The organism is Streptomyces aureoversilis (assembly GCF_042657885.1).
GTDB classification, from domain to species: Bacteria; Actinomycetota; Actinomycetes; order Streptomycetales; family Streptomycetaceae; genus Streptomyces; species Streptomyces aureoversilis.
On the sequence record NZ_JBHSKJ010000008.1, the window covers coordinates 347,100 to 365,949 of the forward strand.

At 72.2% G+C, this 18,850-nt stretch carries 15 protein-coding genes and 1 pseudogene; 8 read left to right on the top strand and 8 right to left on the bottom strand.

Annotated elements, in window-relative coordinates; genetic code table 11:
- Positions 1-76 precede the first annotated feature (76 nt).
- Complete coding sequence (gene sodX, locus ACFPP6_RS16980; RefSeq protein WP_058046223.1) at positions 77-547, top strand: nickel-type superoxide dismutase maturation protease; 471 nt, start codon at positions 77-79, stop codon at positions 545-547.
- On the opposite strand, the gene ACFPP6_RS16985 is transcribed toward sodX, so the two are convergent.
- Positions 433-1,080, bottom strand: a complete 648-nt coding sequence (locus ACFPP6_RS16985) for a CGNR zinc finger domain-containing protein (RefSeq protein WP_382042540.1) — start codon at positions 1,078-1,080, stop codon at positions 433-435. The genes sodX and ACFPP6_RS16985 overlap by 115 nt on opposite strands.
- Positions 1,081-1,181: 101 nt before the next feature.
- On the opposite strand from ACFPP6_RS16985, the gene ACFPP6_RS16990 reads away from it, so the two are divergent.
- Positions 1,182-1,943, top strand: a complete 762-nt coding sequence (locus ACFPP6_RS16990; protein ID WP_382042542.1) for a class I SAM-dependent methyltransferase — start codon at positions 1,182-1,184, stop codon at positions 1,941-1,943.
- Between the two features lie 61 nt (positions 1,944-2,004).
- Here the strand turns inward: ACFPP6_RS16990 and ACFPP6_RS16995 are convergent, their stop codons facing one another.
- Complete coding sequence (locus ACFPP6_RS16995) at positions 2,005-3,441, bottom strand: cellulase family glycosylhydrolase (RefSeq protein ID WP_382042545.1); 1,437 nt, start codon at positions 3,439-3,441, stop codon at positions 2,005-2,007.
- A 7-nt stretch (positions 3,442-3,448) separates the two neighbouring features.
- Positions 3,449-4,411, bottom strand: coding sequence for a zinc-binding dehydrogenase (locus ACFPP6_RS17000; RefSeq protein WP_382042548.1), 963 nt, complete (start codon positions 4,409-4,411; stop codon positions 3,449-3,451).
- Positions 4,412-4,623: 212 nt separating this feature from the next.
- On the opposite strand from ACFPP6_RS17000, the gene ACFPP6_RS17005 reads away from it, so the two are divergent.
- Positions 4,624-6,003, top strand: a complete 1,380-nt coding sequence (locus ACFPP6_RS17005; protein ID WP_382042551.1) for a TolB-like translocation protein — start codon at positions 4,624-4,626, stop codon at positions 6,001-6,003.
- Positions 6,004-6,135: 132 nt separating this feature from the next.
- Here the strand turns inward: ACFPP6_RS17005 and ACFPP6_RS17010 are convergent, their stop codons facing one another.
- A complete protein-coding gene (locus ACFPP6_RS17010) occupies positions 6,136-7,347 on the bottom strand; it encodes an NAD(P)-dependent malic enzyme (RefSeq protein WP_382042554.1) in 1,212 nt (403 codons plus the stop codon).
- Positions 7,348-7,964: 617 nt separating this feature from the next.
- Between ACFPP6_RS17010 and ACFPP6_RS17015 the strand changes: the two genes are divergently transcribed.
- The 4 genes and pseudogenes from ACFPP6_RS17015 to ACFPP6_RS17030 all read left to right on the top strand — a co-directional run bounded on the left by ACFPP6_RS17015 (position 7,965) and on the right by ACFPP6_RS17030 (position 11,664).
- A complete protein-coding gene (locus ACFPP6_RS17015) occupies positions 7,965-8,930 on the top strand; it encodes an ABC transporter substrate-binding protein (protein ID WP_382042557.1) in 966 nt (321 codons plus the stop codon).
- A 528-nt stretch (positions 8,931-9,458) separates the two neighbouring features.
- Positions 9,459-10,424, top strand: a pseudogene (locus ACFPP6_RS17020) (amino acid ABC transporter permease); the annotation flags it as partial.
- Positions 10,421-11,182: an amino acid ABC transporter ATP-binding protein gene (locus ACFPP6_RS17025; protein WP_168092454.1), complete on the top strand. Its 762-nt coding sequence runs from the start codon at positions 10,421-10,423 to the stop codon at positions 11,180-11,182. The pseudogene ACFPP6_RS17020 and the gene ACFPP6_RS17025, both read left to right, overlap by 4 nt.
- A gap of 170 nt (positions 11,183-11,352) precedes the next feature.
- Complete coding sequence (locus ACFPP6_RS17030) at positions 11,353-11,664, top strand: HAD hydrolase-like protein (RefSeq protein ID WP_382042560.1); 312 nt, start codon at positions 11,353-11,355, stop codon at positions 11,662-11,664.
- A 448-nt stretch (positions 11,665-12,112) separates the two neighbouring features.
- Here the strand turns inward: ACFPP6_RS17030 and ACFPP6_RS17035 are convergent, their stop codons facing one another.
- Both ACFPP6_RS17035 and ACFPP6_RS17040 read right to left on the bottom strand, forming a co-directional pair.
- A complete protein-coding gene (locus ACFPP6_RS17035; protein ID WP_382042563.1) occupies positions 12,113-13,108 on the bottom strand; it encodes a helix-turn-helix transcriptional regulator in 996 nt (331 codons plus the stop codon).
- A complete protein-coding gene (locus ACFPP6_RS17040) occupies positions 13,108-14,031 on the bottom strand; it encodes a DUF4097 family beta strand repeat-containing protein (RefSeq protein WP_382042566.1) in 924 nt (307 codons plus the stop codon). The genes ACFPP6_RS17035 and ACFPP6_RS17040 overlap by 1 nt, the downstream gene beginning before the upstream one ends.
- Before the next feature lie 120 nt (positions 14,032-14,151).
- Between ACFPP6_RS17040 and ACFPP6_RS17045 the strand changes: the two genes are divergently transcribed.
- Positions 14,152-14,970: a hypothetical protein gene (locus ACFPP6_RS17045; RefSeq protein ID WP_382042569.1), complete on the top strand. Its 819-nt coding sequence runs from the start codon at positions 14,152-14,154 to the stop codon at positions 14,968-14,970.
- A 43-nt stretch (positions 14,971-15,013) separates the two neighbouring features.
- Here the strand turns inward: ACFPP6_RS17045 and ACFPP6_RS17050 are convergent, their stop codons facing one another.
- Together ACFPP6_RS17050 and ACFPP6_RS17055 are read right to left on the bottom strand one after the other, a co-directional pair.
- The gene (locus tag ACFPP6_RS17050; protein WP_004937694.1) at positions 15,014-15,193 is read right to left on the bottom strand and encodes a DUF6104 family protein; all 180 of its coding nucleotides are present in this window, start codon (positions 15,191-15,193) and stop codon (positions 15,014-15,016) included.
- A 144-nt stretch (positions 15,194-15,337) separates the two neighbouring features.
- Positions 15,338-18,850 (bottom strand): multifunctional oxoglutarate decarboxylase/oxoglutarate dehydrogenase thiamine pyrophosphate-binding subunit/dihydrolipoyllysine-residue succinyltransferase subunit (locus ACFPP6_RS17055; protein ID WP_382042571.1); only part of this gene is annotated, 3,513 nt, incomplete at its 5' end.

The following is an 18,850-nucleotide window of genomic DNA, read 5'->3' on the forward strand; positions in this document are numbered from 1 at the left end:
TGCCCCGGGGGGCTTAGGACAAAAGTCCAGTGTCAGTCTGGGACTGGTGGAGGATTACGGACCGGGAGGTGCCGCGGTGCAGGAGCAGGTGGACGAGCGCGGGCAGGAGCTGGACCGCGAGCGCCGCGGACTGCTGCGGATCGGGCTGGCCGAGGTCTACAACCCGTCGATGGTGCCGACCCTGAACCCCGGGGACCAGCTGGTCGTCCAGTACGGAGCGGTGGTGCGGCCGGGTGACGTGGTGGTGCTGCGCCACCCGTTCCGGCAGGACCTGCTCATCGTCAAGCGCGCCGTGGAGCTGCGCGAGGGCGGCTGGTGGGTGCGCGGGGACAATCCGCTGGTGGAGAACGACAGCCGGGAGTTCGGGGTGGTGCCGCAGGAGCTCGTCGTGGCCCGTGCGCTGGTGCGGCTGCGGCGGCCCCCGCAGGCGGGTCAGCGCTCGGCGGGCGCGCTGCTGTCGTGGCTGGCCTCGGCGCTCAGGCCGGTGCGGTCGCTGCCCGCCGGGGCCTCGGCCGCGCGGCTCTCCAGGCGCTTGCGGGCGCGGTAGGCGGCGACGTTGGCGCGGGTGGCGCAGCGGTCGGAGCAGTAGCGGCGCGAGCGGTTGGTCGAGGTGTCGAGGTAGGCGTTGCGGCACGGCGACGCCTGGCAGATGCCGAGCCGGTCGACGCCGTACTCCGTCAGGTGCACGGCGAGGCCCATGCAGGCGGTGGCGGCGTACGAGGCACCGGCGTTGGCCGCGTGGTCGGCGATGTGCATGTGCCACTTGGGGCGACCGTCCTCGTCGCGGTGCTCGTGCCCGGAGACCTGCGGGCTGACCGGGTACTCCATCAGCAGGGCGTTGAGCAGGTCCACGGCGCGCACCTCGTCGCCCTCGGCGGCGGCCTCGAAGACGGCGCGCAGCCGGGCCCGGACGGCCCTCAGCCGGGTGACGTCGCTGTCGCCCGCCCGCCGGGCCCCCTGCGCGTTGGGCCCGAAGAGCTCGCGCACGGCTTCGACGGAGGTCAGCGTGTCCGTGCCGCGGCCGGGCTCCTCGCTGTTGACCAGCCGCACAGCGAAGTCCGAGTAATAGGCCAGTTCCACTTGTGGTCCTTACGCAGAGCGGTCTAGGGTCGGCTCACCGGCCTGTAATGGTCGGTGTACGACCGAGGGTATTACACGGTATGACCCGTTGGAGGAACCTCATGACCGAGGCCGTCGTCGGCACGGACTGGAACGCCTGGCAGGACAGCTGGGACCGGCAGCAGGAGTGGTACCTGCCCGACCGCGAGGAGCGGTTCCGGGTGATGCTCGACATGGTCGAGGCCCTCGTGGGCCCCGCGCCCCGCGTGCTCGACCTCGCCTGCGGCACCGGCACCATCACCGCCCGCCTGCTGGACCGCTTCCCCGGGGCCGTCTCCACCGGCGTCGACCTGGACCCGGCCCTGCTGACCATCGCCCGCGGCACCTTCGCCGGCGACGACCGCGTCCAGTTCGTCACCGCGGACCTCAAGGACCCGGACTGGACCGCGCAGCTCCCCCACGAGCACTACGACGCCGTCCTCACCGCAACCGCCCTCCACTGGCTGCACTCGGACCCCCTGCGCACCCTCTACGGGCAGCTCGCCGGAGTCGTCCGCGAAGGCGGAGTCTTCCTCAACGCCGACCACATGCCGGACGCCGGCACGCCCCGCATCAACGAGGCCGAACGCGCGCTGCGCCACGCGCGCATGGACCGCGCCAAGGCGGAGGGCGCGCTCGACTGGCGCGCGTGGTGGGAGCTCGCCGCCGCCGACCCGGTGCTCGCCGGGCCGACCGCCGAGCGCTTCGAGATCTACGGGGAGCACGCCGACGGCGACACCCCCTCCGCCGAGTGGCACGCGCGCACCCTGCGCGAGGCGGGCTTCGCCGAGGCCCGGACGGTCTGGAAGTCGCCGTCGGACGCGATGGTGCTCGCGCTGAAGTAGCGGCAACGGACGGGGCGGTACGGGATCTGTGCCCGTACCGCCCCGACGATGACCGGTGCCGTCAGTCCGCCGTCACCGTCACCACGGCCTCACCGCCTCCGGCGCCCGCCGTCACCCGCACCGTAGCCCGCTCCGCCGCCGGAACCCGCGTGGTGTCCGCCCGGGCCGGGCCCGTCACCTCGACGTGCCAGCCGCGCGGCGCCGGCGGCAGGATCAGTTCCGTGGTGCCGTGCCGCCTTGCGGCGTAGATCAGGCGGTAGGCGCCCGACACCGGGCTGTAGAAAGCGGACCGCACCGTCCCCGCCACGGCCGCCGCGTACGGCTCCGCCGTCCGGGACTTGTTGGCCTGGAAGACCCCGTGGGCGTCCATGGCGCAGTAGCCGCCGCCGTAGCACCACTGCCAGCTCGCCCAGCCGGTCGCGTAGCGGGACATGGAGGTGAGGGCGTCCTCGTAGAAGCGGCCCATGTTCGGCAGGGAGCTGTCGAGCGGGCCCCACTCGCCGATGAAGACGGGGATGCCCATGGCGCGCGGGTAGTGGACGACCGCGGCCTCGTACGCTTTCAGCCAGCCCGACGCCGGGTCGTAGTCGCGCCCGGCCTCCATGGCGGCGTTGTAGAAGTGCGGGGCGTAGACGACCTTGGGGTCGTGGATGCGGCCGAGGCCGGTGGGGACGCCCTCGCCGGCGGCGGGGGTGGGCTCGACGAACAGCCAGTGGCGGCGGTCGACGCGCCGGATCGCCTCGGCGATGCGCCCGTACATGGGGGTGATCTGCGTGGACTCGATGCGGCGGGCCGCGTCCGGGATGCTCTCGCCGGGGCGCATCCGGCCCATCGGCTCGTTGATCAGGTCGTAGCCGAACACGGCGGGGTGGCCCGCGAGCCGCCCCGCGAGGACCTGCCACATGCGGGCCTGGGCGCGGCGCAGGTCATCGTCCTGGTAGAGGTGTTCGAAGGCGGCCTGGACGGCCGGTTCGAAGTACTCGGCGAACCAGTCGTCGGGGTGGGGCCGGTAGGGCAGGCCGTCGGTGCGGGTGGCCCAGGCGGGGATGCCGCGGTGGCTGCCGAAGGCCGGCCCGTAGACGTCCTGGTGGGCGTCGATGACGACGCGGACGCGGTACTTGTGCGCCCAGTCCAGCACGCGTTCGATCTTGCGGAGGTAGGACGTGCTGTAGTGGCCGGGCCGCGGCTCCAGGTCGTCCCAGAAGACCGCGAGGCGGGCGAGGTTGAAGCCCTGCGCGGCCATGTCGCGCAGGGAGCGCTCCGTGATGTCCGCGAGGGCCTCGTCGCCGCGGTGCTCCTTGTCCGCGAGGTTCCAGCCGCGCAGGGTGAGGGCCCGGCCCTGCTCGTCGGTCAGCGGCGGGATGCCCGCGGCCGGGGCACCCGGGCCCGGGGCGGCACCCGGGTCCGTACGGGCCTCCGCCGGGGCCCCGGGCGTCAGAAGCAGCAGGACGGCGGCAGCGGCGAGGAACGCCGCCTTGCGCAAGCGTCTCTTCGGCATCCGCCGTTCATACCGTCAGGACGACCTTGCCGAACAGGTCACCACCGGCCATCTTCTCGAATCCCTCGCGCGCCCGGTCCAGCGGCAGGACCGAGTCGATCACGGGCCGTACGCCGTGCGCCGCGCAGAAGCTCAGCAGGTCCGCCAGCTCCTCCTTGGAGCCCATGGTCGAGCCGACGACCTTCAGCTCCAGGAAGAAGATGCGGTTGAGCTCGGCGGCCGGCGGGTTCGGCCCGCTGGTCGCGCCGGAGATCACCAGGGTGCCGCCGGGCTTGAGGGACTTGACCGAGTGCGACCAGGTGGCGGCGCCGACCGTCTCGATGACGGCGTCCACCCGGTGCGGCAGCCGCGCCCCCGGCTCGTAGGCGCCCTCGGCGCCCAGCTCCACGGCGCGCTCGCGCTTGGCCGCGTCGCGGCTGGTCGCGAAGACGCGCAGGCCCGCCGCGGCGCCGAGGACGATCGCAGCGGTGGCCACGCCGCCGCCCGCGCCCTGCACCAGGACGCTCTGGCCGGGGCGCACGTCCGCGTTGGTGAACAGCATGCGGTACGCGGTCAGCCACGCGGTCGGCAGGCAGGCGGCCTCCTCGTAGCTGAGCTCCTTGGGCTTGGGCAGCACGTTCCACGCGGGGACGGCGACGCGCTCGGCGAAGGTGCCCTGGTAGCGCTCGGTGAGGATGGAGCGCGGCTCCGTCGGGCCCACGCCGTGGCCGGTCTGGCCGATGACGGAGTGGACGACGACGTCGTTGCCGTACTCGTCGACCCCGGCGGCGTCGCAGCCGAGGATCATCGGCAGCGCCTCCTCGCCGAGGCCCACCCCGCGCAGCGACCACAGGTCGTGGTGGTTGAGGGAGGCGGCCTTGACGTGGACGACCGTCCACCCGGGAGGCGCCTCCGGCTCGGGGCGCTGCCCCAACTCGAGTCCGGCGAGCGGCTGGTCACGATCGATGCGTGCGGCGTAGGCGGCGAACATGATCCGAACCTAGCCCCGCCGCCTGCCGGGCGAAACCACGCCGCGGTGTGACGCGCGCCGCGCCGCGCGTCCCGTCCAGTCCGCCCTGTCGCAACGGCCGTATCCGCGGCGGAGAGTGTGCCTCCTCGTTGACCGGGCCTGAGGCCCGGGGGTTGGCTTCGGTTGCCCCGTGCCGCGCCGGCGCGGGCGTCACCGAGGGGGTTCAGACGATCATGCGTCATCTCAGACGGGCCGTCGTCGCCGCGGCCGTCGCAGGAACCTGCGCAGCCCTCCTTCCCGCAGCCCTCCTGCCCGCAGCCGGAGCCGCCTCCGCGGCGGCCCCGCGCCCCGCCCCGCGCATCGAGCGGGTGAGCGTCGCGAGCGACGGCACCCAGGCCGACGCGGAGTCCCACGGCGCCTCGCTCGGCGCCGACGGCCGCACCGTGGTCTTCCTGTCCCGGGCCGGCACGCTCGCGCCCGGCGCCGGGCCCACCGGGCACGTCTTCGTGAGGGACCTGCAGACCGGGAGGACCGAGCTGGTCAGCGCCGCGAGCGACGGCACCCCGGCCGACACCTGGTCCTCGTCGCCGTCGATCAGCGGCGACGGGCGGTACGTCGTCTTCGACTCGGGCGCCGACCTCGCCCCCGGCAGCAACCCGAACGGCTCCGACGTCTTCGTCCGCGACCGCCGGACCGGGCGCACCGAGGTACTCGTCGCCAACCCCACCGGCGGCAGCGGCAGCGGCTCGAACCACTCGGCCGCCATCAGCACCAGCGGCCGCTACGTCGCCTTCGTCTCCGGCCGCGACGACCTCGTGCCCGGCGACACCAACCAGCGGGAGGACGTCTTCGTCCTCGACCGCCGGCGCGGGACCACGCAGCGGGTGAGCGTCGCGAGCGACGGCACCGAGGCCGACGGCATGTCCGGCCACCCCGTGATCAGCGCGGACGGCAGCCGGATCGGCTTCCGGACGGCGGCCCGGAACCTCGCCCCGGAGACGGCGGGGAAGCCGGAGGAGCCCGGGTCGCGGAAGTCCGCCGGGGAGCTCGCCCGGCCCGGCCTCTACGGCTTCTACGTGCACGAGCTGCGCACCGGGCGCACCGAGCGCGCGGCCGAGACGTACGACGGCCTGCAGGCACTGGTCACCGGCGGCATCGGGCTCAGCCCCGACGGCCGCCACGCCCTCTTCTCCAGCCCCGAGCAGGTCGTGGCGGACGACACCAACGGTGCCCAGGACGTCTACGCCAAGGACCTGCGGACCGGGACCACCCGGCGCCTGAGCCTCGCCGCCGACGGCTCCCAGGCCGACGGCGCCTCCTACGGGGGCGCCGCGATGAGCGTCGACAACGAGCGGGTGTTCTTCGCCTCCGACGCCGGCAACCTGGTGCCCGGGGACACCAACGACCGGCAGGACGTGTTCGTACGGAACCTGCGGACCGGCGCCGTGGAGCGGCTCAACGTCGCCGCCGACGGCGCCCAGGACGACGGGAACGCGGGCGAGGTCAGGACCGACCTGCTCGGCCGGACCGCCGTCTTCAACAGCTGGGGCGGCAACCTGGTGCCCGGCGACACCAACGGCACGGGCGACGTGTTCGTCCGGCGGCTCGGCTGAGGCTCGGCTGATACGGCGACCGGGCCGCACCCCCGGCAGGAGGTGCGGCCCGGTCTCGTGGGCGTACGGCGTACAGCTCTCGTAGGTGTACGGCGTACGGCCCTCGCAGGCGTACGGCGTCGGGCGCCGGCGTCAGCGCCGGGCCACGCCCTCCGCGCGCGCGGCGGCCGCGACGGCGGCCGTCACCGCCGGGGCGACCCGCTCGTCGAACGGCGACGGGATGACGCAGTCGGCGCTCAGCTCGTCCGCGACGACGGCCGCGAGGGCCTCCGCGGCGGCGAGCTTCATGCCCTCCGTGATGCGGGAGGCCCGCACCTGCAGGGCGCCCGCGAAGATGCCCGGGAAGGCCAGGACGTTGTTGATCTGGTTCGGGTAGTCGCTGCGGCCGGTGGCGACGACGGCCGCGTACTTGTGGGCGACGTCCGGGTGGATCTCCGGGGTGGGGTTGGCCATCGCGAAGATCAGTGCGTCCTTCGCCATCGTGGCCACGGCCTCCTCCGGGACCGTGCCGCCGGAGACGCCGATGAAGACGTCCGCGCCGTCCAGCGCCACGGCCAGGGGGCCCGTGAGCCCGGCCTTGTTGGTGAAGCCGGCGAGGTCGCGCTTGACCTCGGTGAGGTCCTCCCGGTCGCCCGAGACGATGCCCTTGCGGTCGCAGACGGCCACGTCGCCGATGCCCGCCTCGACCAGGAACCTGGCGATCGCGACGCCGGCCGCGCCCGCGCCGGAGATCACGGCGCGCAGCTCGCCGAGCGTCCGCCCGGTCAGCTCGGCCGCGTTGCGCAGGGCGGCGAGGGTGACGACGGCGGTGCCGTGCTGGTCGTCGTGGAAGACCGGGACGTCCAGCCGCTCCTGGAGCTTGCGCTCGACCTCGAAGCAGCGCGGCGCGGAGATGTCCTCCAGGTTGATGCCGCCGAAGGAGGGCGCGAGGCGCGCGACGGTGTCGACGATCTCGTCGACGCCGCGGCAGTCGAGGGCGATGGGGACGGCGTCGACGCCGCCGAACTGCTTGAAGAGGATCGCCTTGCCCTCCATCACGGGCAAGGAGGCCTCCGGACCGATGTCACCGAGCCCGAGCACCGCGCTGCCGTCCGTGACCACGGCGACGACCTGGGACTTCCAGGTGTAGTCGTGGACGAGCTCCGGCTGCTCCGCGATGGCGCTGCACACCTTGGCCACGCCGGGCGTGTAGGCGAGGGACAGATCGTCCCGGTCGCGCACGGGCACGGTCGCCCGGACGGCCATCTTGCCGCCCCGGTGCAGCGCGAACGCCGGATCGAAGAACTCGTCGCGAGTATCGTCCGGACCGCTGTCGCTGCGAGGATTCACGATCTCCGCTGCCACTTTATTTGACCCCTTTGTCGAATGTCCGTCGAGGGTATCCGCCCTGGGTTGCGGGGCGGGTCGGGCTTCACGTCCGTGTCCGGCCACCGAGATGACCTGCGCGCGGGGGGTGGTGCCGCGCGTTCCGGATCCGTATGCCGGGCGCGCCGCACACGCGCCCTCGCCCCTGGTGCGGGGTGTGGCTGGCATTTCTATCAAATGAGCGCTACGGCCTACGAGTGAGTTCCCGCTGACTTGTCGCGGCGCGGCCGCGAGCAGCCTCCGTTCGCGGGTCGGAACGGTGTCAACTGGGGGCATAAGTCCACGGAGTGAGACAGAGCGCGCGTGACATACGTCTCGCCCGGCGGCTCATAGAAGCGGAACCCTTGAGTCCGTTACTCCGGACCGACCTGGTACCGACCTGATGCGGCACGGGGATCGCCCGTTATCCGATTTTGACATAGCGAGGCCCCCGAATGGTGCAGTCCGGATGGCAAGATGCCCCAATCACACGAGGTCGCGACATCCAAGGGTGTGCTCCGCACCTCGTGCGTCATCAGCGTTTTCCTGTGTTTGTTCTGTGTCTGTCCAACAGTCGGCTCCTTGGGCCACCCCCTCACCCGCAGGAGGAACCAGCAATGACCGCAAGCACCACCCCTCGCACGGCTGCCGCCAGGAGTCGTTTGGCCGCCGCCGGCGCGATCGCGGTCGCCGGCGCCCTGCTGCTCACCGGCTGCGGCGATCAGCGGGACAAGACCGGCAACGGTGCCGGCCAGAGCGCCCAGGGTTCCAAGGCCCCCCTCTTCGACAAGCTGCCGAAGAAGATCCAGGACTCCGGCGTCATCAAGGTCGGTTCGGACATCGCCTACCCGCCGGTGGAATTCAAGAAGGACGGCAAGGTCGTCGGCATCGACCCCGACATCGCCGCCGCCCTCGGCAAGGAACTCGGCGTGAGGGTCGAGTTCAACAACGGCACGTTCGACGCACTGCTGACGGGTCTGCGGTCCAAGCGCTACGACATCGCGATGTCCGCGATGACCGACACCAAGGACCGCCAGGACGGCGTGGACCCCAAGACCAAGAAGAAGGTCGGCGAGGGCGTCGACTTCGTCGACTATTTCAACGCCGGCGTCTCGCTCTACACCAAGAAGGGCGACACCAAGGACATCAAGGGCTGGGACGACCTCTGCGGCAAGAAGATCGCGGTCCAGCGCGGCACGGTCTCGCACGACCTGGCCAAGTCCCAGTCCGAGAAGTGCGAGAAGGACGAGAAGGACTCCATCTCCATCGAGGCCTTCGACACCGACCTCGAGGCCCAGACCCGGCTGAAGGCCGGCGGCGTGGACGCCGTCTCCAGCGACTTCCCGGTCGCGGCGTACGCGGTCAAGACCTCGGGCGGCGGCAACGACTTCGAGGCGGTCGGCGAGCAGGTCGAGGCCGCGCCGTACGGCATCGCCGTCGCGAAGGACAACACCCAGCTGCGGGACGCCCTGAAGGCGGCGCTCGAAGCGATCATCAAGAACGGTGCGTACGAGAAGGTCATCACGACCTGGGGCGTCGACGCAGGCGCGGTCAAGGAAGCGAAGATCAACGGCGGTTCCTGACGAGTCGCCGCCGCGCGGGCCCGTCCCGCCGCGGCTTCCCCCGTCCCCCTCACCCTCGTACGGATCTGCTGAAAGGCACTCCCCGTGACTTCTTCCCCCGACTCCCCGTCGCCCGACAAGCCCGACGGGAAGGAACCCACCAAGCCTGCGGAGGCGGCCGAGGCCGCGAAGGCGCCGAAGGCGCCGAAGGCCGCGAAGGCCTCCGATGCCGGCAAGGACGCGGCAGCCGCGGAGGCGGCTGACGCCGCGAAGCCGACGGATGCGGACAAGCCCGCGGCCGAGGCGAAGGCCGACGCGAAGGCCGACGGCTCGGACAAGCCGGCCGAGGCCGCGAAGGCCGCCGACGGTGCCGGCAAGCCCGCCGAGGCCGCCGAGGCCTCGGATGCGGACAAGCCGGCCGACGCCGGCAAGACCGACAAGCCCTCGGACGCCGACGAGCCCGGCGAGCCCGGCAAGGCCGACAAGGCCGACAAGCTCGCCAAGTCCGGCGACTCCGGAAAGGCCGACAAGGCCGGCAAGGCCGCCGGCGACGACAAGCCGGACGGTCCCGCCAAGGGCGAGGACGCCGCCAAGAAGGCCGCGACCGCCACCGCGGCCCTCCCCGAGGCGGTCAAGGCCATCCCCGTCCGCCACTACGGCCGCTGGATCTCCGCCGTCGTCGTCCTCGCCCTCCTGGGCCTGCTGGTCAACGCCTTCGCCTCGGCGAAGGTGCACTACAGCACCATCCCGGACTACCTCTTCGACTCGACGGTCGTCGAGGGCCTCGGCAAGACGGTCCTGATCTCGGTGCTCGCCATGCTGCTGGGCCTCGTGGGCGGCATTCTGCTCGCGGTGATGCGGCTGTCGAAGAACCCGGTGACGTCCTCGGTCTCCTGGGCCTACATCTGGTTCTTCCGGGGCACCCCGGTCTACGTCCAGCTGCTGCTGTGGTTCAACCTCGCGCTGATCTTCCCGTACATCAACCTCGGCCCCATCTACCGGGACGAGATGAGCGACTTCATGACGCCGTTCATGGCCGCTCTGCTCGGCCTGGGGCTCAACGAGGCCGCCTACATGTCCGAGATCGTGCGGGCCGGCATCAAGTCGGTCGACGAGGGCCAGACCGAGGCCGCGCACGCACTCGGCATGAGCCAGGCCCGGACGCTGCGCCGGATCGTGCTGCCGCAGGCGATGCGGGTCATCGTGCCGCCGACCGGCAACGAGTTCATCAACATGCTCAAGACCTCGTCGCTGGCAGCGGCGGCGGCCCAGTATCTGGAGCTGCTGCGCTCCACGTCCGACATCGGGCAGACCACCGGCGCCCCGGTGGAGATGCTCTTCCTCGCGGCCACCTGGTACCTGATCCTCACCAGCATCTTCAGCGTCGGCCAGTTCTACCTGGAGCGGCGTTACGCCCGCGGTTCCCTGCGGACCCTGCCGCTCACCCCGTGGCAGAAGGTCAAGGCCAACCTGTCCTCCTTCAGCAACCGTCCCAAGGGAGGCGTCAGCGCATGAACGCGATGGTGAAGGCCGAGGGCGTCCACAAGTCCTACGGCGCCGTACAGGTCCTCAAGGGCATCGACCTCGAGGTCGCCCCGCGCGAGGTGTTCTGCCTCATCGGCCCCTCCGGCTCCGGCAAGTCCACTTTCCTGCGGTGCATCAACCACCTGGAGCAGGTGAACGCGGGCAAGCTGTACGTCGACGGCCGTCTGGTGGGCTACCGCCAGCAGGGCGACAAGCTCTACGAGCTCAAGGACAGCGAGGTCGCCAAGAACCGCCGGGACATCGGCATGGTGTTCCAGCGCTTCAACCTCTTCCCGCACATGACGGCGCTGGCGAACGTCATGGAGGCGCCGGTCCAGGTCAAGGGCGAGACGAAGGCCGTCGCCCGGGAGCGGGCGAAGAAGCTGCTCGACCGGGTCGGCCTCGGCGACAAGGCCGAGAACTACCCCTCGCAGCTCTCCGGCGGCCAGCAGCAGCGCGTCGCGATCGCGCGGGCGCTGGCGATGGAGCCGAAGCTGATGCTCTTCGACGAGCCCACCTCGGCGCTCGACCCGGAGCTCGTCGGTGACGTCCTGGACGTCATGCGGGGCCTGGCCGAGGACGGCATGACCATGATCGTGGTGACCCACGAGATGGGCTTCGCCCGCGAGGTCGGCGACTCGGTGGTCTTCATGGACCAGGGCGTGGTGGTCGAGTCGGGCAACCCGCGCGACGTGCTCACCAACCCGCAGCACGACCGGACGAAGGCGTTCCTGTCGAAGGTGCTGTAACGGCGCCTGCAGTAGCAGCAGAGGTGGTACGAGTCCGGCACTCGTACCACCTCTGCCGTTCGGGGCGTCGCCCTGCCGCCCCGGCCATCACCCGCACCGCTCGCTCTGGCAGGGGTCGCGCCGCCGCCGGTGAGCCGGAGTGGTTCGGGGAGGATGACCTCTACCCCGACGTGCGGCCCGCACTGGCGGAATTGCGCGGCATCGGACTTTGGCCGGCCATTGCGGGCAGCCACGTCCGACGACTGGGGAGCGAGCAAGCCGGATCCGGAGTTCCTCGTAAGGCGCTCTACGTCGGTGATCGCCTGGACAACGACATCAGCCCCGCCGTGGCTGCGGGCATGCGGACGGTCCTGATCCGCCGTGGTCCTTGGGGCACCATCCAGCAGGACGGCCCGGCCGCCACGGACCTGCCGACCTTTCGCATCGGCAGTCTCGCCGAACTCGTCGAGAAGATCGCCAAGTTCAACGCCGCAGCACGCTGACGGTCGTGCCCCACGGCCGCGGTGCCGACCGTGAGACTCCGGAGGACGGGGTCGGGACGTTCCTCGCCCGGACCCCAGGGAGGCGTGAAGCCGAGTGGTTGTTCCCGACTGGACGTGACACGAGACCTCCGGCACCCCGCCTTCTGGCTCGCCGCGGGGGAGCGCCGTCCCCACGCCGTCCGTGAGGCATGGAGCCGTGGCGCGCCCGCCATGCTGCGCACGGGACTTTGCTTCGATGCGGTCCGGCTGTCTGCCGAGATCGTGCACCGCCGCGCGGGCGGCGACGGCCGGGACGCCGTCGAACGGGTCTTCCGGAGGGGCTGTGCGTACCCGCAGCCATCAGGGACGTGGCTGCGGTGCCGGCCGGGTAGCGGCGGGCTTGGTCGGCGGGGTCGTCCGCGGCCCTAACAGCCGCGCCAGCCACCAAGCCGTGGAACTCGTCGGCACCTCAGCCCCCCGGGCGCAGCAGGGCCGTGATGCGGGCTGCCGCGTCGGCCAGGTGGCGGCGGGACTCGTCCAGTTGGGTCCGGGTGACGCCGTGGTCGCGGGCCGCGTCGCGGATGTCGTCGCGGAAGCGGTCCAGGAGGCGGTCCAGGTCGCGGGCCGGGTCCGCGGAGGGGGTGCCGCCGGCCTCGGCCCACTCGCGGCCGGCGACGGCGGGCGGGCCGGGGCGCCGGGTGCCGGTCGCGTCGGCCGCGCCGGCCGTGCCCTCCGGGGCCGCCGTGCCGGCCGGTCCCGGCGCGCCCGGCGCGCCCGTCGCGCGGGCCGTGAAGGCGCCGAACTCCTTCGCCAGGGCGCTGACGCCTTCCGCGACGCCCGTCGGCCAGTCGCCGCGACGCAGGTGCTCCTCCACCTGCTCCTGGACGTGCCGGGTGGCGCGCCGGACCTCCTCGTGGGCCCACAGCTGGGCCTCCCAGGCCTGGTGGCGGGCCTGCTGGGCGTCCTGGCGGGCGCGCCGGCTCTCCTCCTTGGCCCGCCGGGCCTGTTCCTTCCACTGCTCCTTCGCCCGGCGGAAGTCCTCCTTCGCGCTGTCGAAGGAGGGCGAGTCCGTCGCCGCCCGGGTCTGCCGGGCGGCTTCGCGCACCTGGCGCCGCAGGTCGCCCGCCGCGCCCCGGACCTCCTCGCGGATGTCGGCCGCGAGCGCGGCGACGGATTCGCGGATCTCCAGTTCCAGCTCGGCCAGTTCGCCCTGCCGGCCGGCGAGTTCGGCGCGGCCGGCGGCGGTGATGGCGTAGACCTTGCGGCCGCCCTCGGTGGTGTGGGCGATCAGGCCCTCGGCCTCCAGCTTGGCCAGGCGCGGGTAGACGGTGCCGGCGGAGGGTGCGTACAGGCCCTGGAAGCGCTCCTCCAGCAGCCGGATGATCTCGTAGCCGTGGCGGGGCGCCTCGTCGAGCAGCTTGAGCAGGTAGAGGCGCAGCCGGCCGTGGGCGAAGACGGGGGGCATCAGAGGACCTTTCCCTGGGCGGGGGCGCCGGCGGGGGCTTCGGCGGAGGCCTTGGCGGGGCCGTCGGCCCGGCCGTCGCCGGCCCAGTCGCCGGCGTCCGGGCCGCGCAGCAGGGCGACGGCGCCGGAGACGGTGGTGATCTTGATCCGGCCGCAGCCGTCGCCGAGCCGGCCGGTGATGTCCCGGGCGCCGAACCGGTCCCGGACCTGCAGCTCGCCGAAGGCGCAGGAGACGGGTCCGACCGTGGTGCCCGCCGTCACCGTCGCGTCCGCCGTGGCGGGCAGACGGACGGCGACCTCGCCGGAGACGGAGGTGACCGCCAGGTCGGTGCCCGGCGCGGCCGGCGACAGGTCGATCACGACGTTGCCGTTGACCGAGTCGGCCTTGACCGGGCCTCCCGTGCACTCGACGAGCGTGACGTCGCCGGAGACGGTGTTGCAGCGGACCTCGCCGCCGAGGCGCTGGGCCTCCACGCGGCCCGAGACGGTCTCGTTGGTGACGTCTCCGGTGAGGCCGACGAGCGTGGTGTCGCCGGAGACGCCCTGGACCTTCGTGCTGCCCGTGATCCCGGAGACCACGGTGCTCGCCCCGACGACGGCGACCGTGACGCCGGCCGCCGCGGGCACGGTGAGGGTCACGTCCGCCGAGCGGCCCCAGTCCATGCGGGAGAGCCGGCTGCGGAGGGACTGGAAGGTCTTCGGGGGCCACATGTCCTCGTACGCGAGGGTCAGCGTGCCGTGCCGGTGGGTGACCTTCAGCGGCGGGCCGTCGATCGCCGTCAGCTCCAGGCGGGCCGGGCCGCCGCCGTCCGTACCGACGACGTTGACCGTGCCGTTCACCAGGCGCACGTCCAGGGAGACGACCGGCTCCTCGAAGGTGATCGTGCGTGGTGCGGACAGTGACCACTCGGACTCGATGGGCATGCCGGGCCCCCTTCTGCGTCAGGACGGCAGGACGAGACGCAACCTATCGCGTCTTACGTGAAACACGATATATCGCGGTCCGGCGAAGTCAAGCACTCCCGGTTGGCATAGCGTTGTCGCATGTCCGCTACTGATCACAGCCGCGCGGCGGGGGTCCTGCTGCTCTGCCGGGCCGAGCCCGGCCGCGTCCGGCCCTCCGCCCAGCTCCTGAACGAACCGCTCCTCCTGGTCCCGGCCGGGGAGGGCTGGAGCGCGCTGGTCCCCGGCAAGGACTCCTGGCGCACCGAGGGCACCGACCTCCCCACCGCCACCGCCGGCTGGGCGCACGCCCTGGCCGTCGGCGAGCAGTGGCCCGTCGTGGGCCTGTGGTGGGACGCGCGCGGGGCGGGATTCGTGGTCGCGGCCGGCTTCCGGCGGACCGTGGGGTACGCCTGGCTCGCCGACGGCACCCCGCTCGGCGAAGAGGCGGCGATGACCGCGCTGCGGGCCCGCACCGGACTCGACCCGGTGCTCGACGGGGCAGCGCTCGACGGGCTCACCCGGCCCGACGCGGACGCGGAGGCCGCGTCCCGGATCCTCGGGCTGATCGCCGTCCTCTCCCGGACGGGTCTGGACCTCGCGCCCGGCCTCGCCCCGGGCGTCCCGGCCGACGGACTGCGGGCCGCCGCGGGCGCGCACCCCCTGGCCGAGGCGGTCGACTGGCCGGGCTGGCGCGAGGCGGTGCGGACGGGGCTGCTGGACGCGGAGAGCGGGCGGCTCGGCGGCTGGACGCGCGGGCCGCGCGCCCGCGCCCTCGGCGCCGCGGAGATCGCCGCCGGGGCGTCGCTGGCCCTCTGGGGGCGGCGCAGCGGGCGGCGGGGCGTGACGGCTGCCGGGATCACGCTGCTCGCGGACGGTGCGTTGACGCTCGCCTACGACTGGTGGCGGGCTCGCGGCTGAGCGCCCCTGACGGGGCGCGGCGACCCGCGCTTCCGGCGGAGGACTACTCGTCGTCCTCGTCGTCCAGGCGCGCCAGCCACGTGGCCAGGCGCTCGACCGGGACCTCGAAGTCCGGGTTCAGGTCGACGAAGGTCCGCAGCTGCTCGGCCACCCAGCCGAGCGTGACCTCCTCCTCGCCACGCCGGTTCTCCAGCTCCTCGATGCCGCGGTCGGTGAAGTACAACGTTCTCTCCGTCATGGGTCAGGTGTGGTCGGGCCTGTGGTCAGGCCAAGGATAGGACGGGCACCCGCAGGCACCCGTGTACAGGACCGGGCCCCCACCGCCTCGCAGCGGTGGGGGCCCGGTCCGTACGGGAGACGACGCCCGTCAGGCGTCGAACACCTCGTTGATCAGCGTCTGCTGCTCGGCCTGGTGACGCTTGGCCGAGCCGACCGCCGGGGACGAGGAGTGCGGACGGGAGATCCGCCGCAGCCGCTCGCGGGCCGGGACGTCGGCGCCGACGGCCAGGTCCAGGTGGTCGATCAGGTTCAGCGCGATGAACGGCCAGGCACCCTGGTTCGCCGGCTCCTCCTGCGCCCAGATGTACTTCTCGGCGTTCGGGAACTTGGCGATCTCGGCCTGGAGCTCCTCGCCCGGCAGCGGGTAGAGGCGCTCGATGCGGACGAGGGCCGTGTCCGTGGCGCCGCGCTTGGCGCGCTCGGCGGCCAGGTCGTAGTAGACCTTGCCGGAGCAGAAGACGACCTTGCGGACGTCCGCCGCGGCGACGGTGTCGTCACCGATGACCGGACGGAACTGGCCGCTGGTGAACTCCTCCGCCTTCGACGCCGCGGCCTTCAGACGCAGCATCGACTTCGGGGTGAAGACGATCAGCGGCTTGTGGTGCGGGTTGTGGACCTGCCAGCGCAGCAGGTGGAAGTAGTTCGACGGCAGCGTCGGCATGGCGACCGTCATGTTGTTCTGCGCGCAGAGCTGCAGGAAGCGCTCGACGCGGGCCGAGGAGTGGTCCGGGCCCTGGCCCTCGTAGCCGTGCGGCAGGAGCAGCGTGACACCAGAGGTCTGGTTCCACTTCTGCTCGGAGGAGGAGATGAACTCGTCGACGATGCTCTGGGCGCCGTTGACGAAGTCACCGAACTGGGCCTCCCACAGCACCAGCGCGTCCGGGCGGGCCAGGGAGTAGCCGTACTCGAAGCCCATCGCCGCGTACTCGCTCAGGAGCGAGTCGTAGACGTTGAAGCGGGCCTGGTCCTCGGACAGGTAGAGCAGCGGGGTGTAGTCCTCGCCGGTCTCGCGGTCGACGAGCACCGCGTGGCGCTGGCCGAAGGTGCCGCGGCGGGAGTCCTGGCCGGCGAGCCGGACCGGGGTGCCCTCCATCAGCAGCGAGCCGAAGGCGAGGGTCTCGCCCATGCCCCAGTCGATCGTGCCGTCCTCGATGCTGGCGGCGCGGCGCTGCAGCTGCGGCACCAGGCGCGGGTGCACCGTGACGTTCTCGGGCGTGGTGACCTGCGACTCGGCGATCCGCTTGAGGACCTCCTGGGAGATCGCGGTGTTCACCGCGGCCGGGAACCCGCCCAGCGGGGCCGGGACGGCGGCCGGAGCCGTCGCCGCGTCCGCGTCGCGGACCTCGACGAAGACCTTCTCCAGCTGGCCCTGGTAGTCCTGCAGGGCCTGCTCGGCCTCCTCCAGGGTGATGTCGCCCCGGCCGATCAGCGACTCGGTGTACAGCTTGCGCACCGAGCGCTTCTTGTCGATCAGGTCGTACATCAGCGGCTGGGTGAACGAGGGGTTGTCCGACTCGTTGTGCCCGCGGCGGCGGTAGCAGATCAGGTCGATGACGACGTCCTTGTTGAACGCCTGGCGGAACTCGAAGGCGAGCCGCGCGACGCGGACCACGGCCTCCGGGTCGTCACCGTTCACGTGGAAGATCGGCGCCTCGATCATCCGGGCGACGTCGGTGCAGTACATCGACGAGCGCGAGGACTCCGGCGGCGCGGTGAAGCCGACCTGGTTGTTGATGACGATGTGCACGGTGCCGCCGGTGCGGTAGCCGCGCAGCTGCGACATGTTCAGGGTCTCGGCGACGACGCCCTGGCCCGCGAAGGCCGCGTCGCCGTGCAGCTGGACCGGCAGGACGGTGAAGTCCGTGCCCGCCTTGCCGATGATGTCCTGCTTGGCGCGGGCGATGCCCTCGACGACCGGGTCGACCGTCTCCAGGTGGGACGGGTTGGCGGCCAGCGAGACCTTGATCTGCTCGCCGTCCAGGCCGGTGAAGGTGCCCTCGGCGCCCAGGTGGTACTTCACGTCGCCGGAGCCGTGCATCGACTTCGGGTCGAGGTTGCCCTCGAACTCGCGGAAGATCTGGGCGTAGGACTTGCCGACGATGTTGGCGAGGACGTTGAGGCGGCCGCGGTGGGCCATGCCGATGACGACCTCGTCCAGACGCGCCTCGGCGGCGGCGTCCAGCACCGAGTCCAGCAGCGGGATGACGGACTCGCCGCCCTCCAGGGAGAAGCGCTTCTGGCCGACGTACTTCGTCTGCAGGAAGGTCTCGAAGGCCTCCGCGGCGTTCAGCCGGCGCAGGATGCGCAGCTGCTCCTCGCGCTCGGGCTTGGAGTGGCCGCGCTCGACGCGGTCCTGGATCCACTTGCGCTGCTTGGGGTCCTGGATGTGCATGAACTCGATGCCGGTGGTGCGGCAGTACGAGTCGCGCAGCACGCCGAGGATGTCGCGCAGCTTCATCATGGACTTGCCGGCGAAGCCGCCGACCGCGAACTCGCGCTCCAGGTCCCACAGGGTGAGGCCGTGCTCGGTGATGTCGAGGTCGGGGTGCTTGCGCTGGCGGTACTCCAGCGGGTCGGTGTCGGCCATGACGTGGCCGCGGACCCGGTAGGAGTGGATCAGCTCGAAGACGCGGGCGGCCTTGGTGACGTCGTCGTCGTGCGAGGCGTCGATGTCCTTGAGCCAGCGGACCGGCTCGTAGGGGATGCGCAGCGCCTCGAAGATCTCGTCGTAGAAGCCGTTCTCGCCCAGCAGCAGCTGGGCCATGATCCGCAGGAACTCGCCGGAGGCGGCGCCCTGGATCACCCGGTGGTCGTACGTCGAGGTCAGGGTCATGACCTTGGAGATGCCCATGCGGTTCAGGGCGTCCTGCGAGGTGCCCTGGAACTCGGCGGGGTAGTCCATCGCGCCGACGCCGAGGATCAGGCCCTGGCCGGGCATCAGGCGCGGCACGGAGTGCACGGTGCCGATGCCGCCGGGGTTGGTCAGCGAGGCGGTGACGCCGGTGAAGTCGTCCATCGTCAGCTTGCCGACGCGGGCGCGGCGGACGATGTCCTCGTAGGCCTGCCAGAACTCGAAGAAGTTCAGCGTCTCGGCCTTCTTGATGGCCGCGACCACGAGCTGGCGGTCACCGTTCGGCTTGACCAGGTCGATCGCCAGGCCGAGGTTGACGTGCTCGGGCTTGACGAGGGTCGGCTTGCCGTCCTTCTCCGTGAAGGAGTGGTTCATCGACGGCATGAGCTTCAGCGCCTGCACCATGGCGTAGCCGATGAGGTGCGTGAAGGAGACCTTGCCGCCGCGGGCGCGCTTGAGGTGATTGTTGATCACGATGCGCTGGTCGAACAGCAGCTTCACCGGGACGGCGCGGACGGACGTGGCCGTCGGCAGCTCCAGGGAGGCGTTCATGTTCTTCGCGACCGCGGCGGCGGGACCGCGCAGGGTGACCAGCTCGGGGCCGGCGGCCGGCTCGGCCGGCTTCGCGGCTGCCGCCGGCTTGGCGGGCGCGGCCTTGACGGCGGGCTTCGCCGGAGCGGCCGCAGCGGCGGCGGGAGCGGCCGGGGCGGCCGGAGCAGCGGCGGCCGGCTGCGCGGCGGCGGCCGGAGC

What these genes read in the sequence shown, in the direction of transcription:
- ACFPP6_RS16995 (WP_382042545.1), bottom strand. Translation starts at nt 3,441, where the DNA reads ATGCCGAAGAGACGCTTGCGCAAGGCGGCGTTCCTCGCCGCTGCCGCC.
- ACFPP6_RS17040 (WP_382042566.1), bottom strand. Translation starts at nt 14,031, where the DNA reads ATGCCCATCGAGTCCGAGTGGTCACTGTCCGCACCACGCACGATCACC.
- ACFPP6_RS17015 (WP_382042557.1), top strand. Translation starts at nt 7,965, where the DNA reads ATGACCGCAAGCACCACCCCTCGCACGGCTGCCGCCAGGAGTCGTTTG.
- ACFPP6_RS17025 (WP_168092454.1), top strand. Translation starts at nt 10,421, where the DNA reads ATGAACGCGATGGTGAAGGCCGAGGGCGTCCACAAGTCCTACGGCGCC.
- ACFPP6_RS17045 (WP_382042569.1), top strand. Translation starts at nt 14,152, where the DNA reads ATGTCCGCTACTGATCACAGCCGCGCGGCGGGGGTCCTGCTGCTCTGC.
- ACFPP6_RS17005 (WP_382042551.1), top strand. Translation starts at nt 4,624, where the DNA reads ATGCGTCATCTCAGACGGGCCGTCGTCGCCGCGGCCGTCGCAGGAACC.
- ACFPP6_RS17035 (WP_382042563.1), bottom strand. Translation starts at nt 13,108, where the DNA reads ATGCCCCCCGTCTTCGCCCACGGCCGGCTGCGCCTCTACCTGCTCAAG.
- ACFPP6_RS16990 (WP_382042542.1), top strand. Translation starts at nt 1,182, where the DNA reads ATGACCGAGGCCGTCGTCGGCACGGACTGGAACGCCTGGCAGGACAGC.
- ACFPP6_RS17000 (WP_382042548.1), bottom strand. Translation starts at nt 4,411, where the DNA reads ATGTTCGCCGCCTACGCCGCACGCATCGATCGTGACCAGCCGCTCGCC.